Here is a 907-nt window from a genome sequence, read left to right as displayed (position 1 = left end):
GATACGCCTGCGGCTGTCTTGCACGTTCTTTTCAACGATGCCCTTTTCCCAACCAGCGGCGACGTTGCAGAAGTCCGGATCGCACAGGTAATGCGCGCACATCACCGCAAAGCGTGCATTCACCGCCCGGCCTTTGCCCTTATTGACCTTGTCGACGGCGGTCTTCATGTTGTCGTAGATGCCCCGGCGCGGCACGCCGCCCAAGGCGCCGAACGAGCGTGTATGGGCGTCAAATAACATCTCATGGCCCTGGCTCGGATACGCCACAAGCCAGAACGCACGGCTGGCACACAGCTTCAGATGTGCCACCTGCATACGCCGGTAAATGCCGCCGACCAGCAAGCCTTCCTCGCTCCAGTCAAACTGAAACGCCTCGCCAAGAGCAAAGGTCAGCGGCACAAAGGCCTGCGACGCCTTGCCCTGTCCCCCTCGCCAGGCACGGATAAACGCGGTGAGCTGGCTGTAGCCACCGTCATAACCTTCGGCTTTGATTTGCGCCAACAGCGCCTTGGCACTGCGCCGCTGTTGCTTGGGCCGCAGCGAATCGGCCTTGAGCGCCTGCTCCAGCGTGGCGTGAAAAGGGCTGAGTTTGTTGAAGATCGCGCGGCGTTGGTAGACCGGCGGCTTGGCCTCAGGTGCTCTGACCCACTTGCGAATCGTGTTGCGCGCCAACCCGGTGCGCTTGGCTATCTCATGCAGCGACAGCTTGTCGCGGAAATACATCCGGCGGATTTTGCCCATCATTTCCATACTGATCACCCTGTGTTCTCCTGCTCAAAAATTGAGCAGAAGCAGTTGAACACCTGGGTCAGTTTTCAGTCGGCAGAACAGCCTCTACTGGGTCAGTTTTCGGTCAGCGGCAACAGATGATGAAACCCGAAGATTTCCGTGCCTCTGCCACCCGTCC

Annotated in this window: 1 pseudogene; it reads right to left on the bottom strand. The window is 59.2% G+C overall.

From position 1 onward, the window contains the following. Positions 1-750 (bottom strand): annotated as a pseudogene (gene istA, locus HBN61_RS22315) (IS21-like element ISPst3 family transposase); the annotation flags it as partial. Positions 751-907 lie beyond the last annotated feature (157 nt).

It is taken from the genome of Pseudomonas sp. WS 5071, assembly GCF_012985765.1.
GTDB classification, from domain to species: domain Bacteria; phylum Pseudomonadota; class Gammaproteobacteria; order Pseudomonadales; family Pseudomonadaceae; genus Aquipseudomonas; species Aquipseudomonas lundensis_A.
The sequence above is the reverse complement of the archived record's forward strand: the minus strand, read 5'-3'. Positions and strand labels throughout refer to the sequence as shown.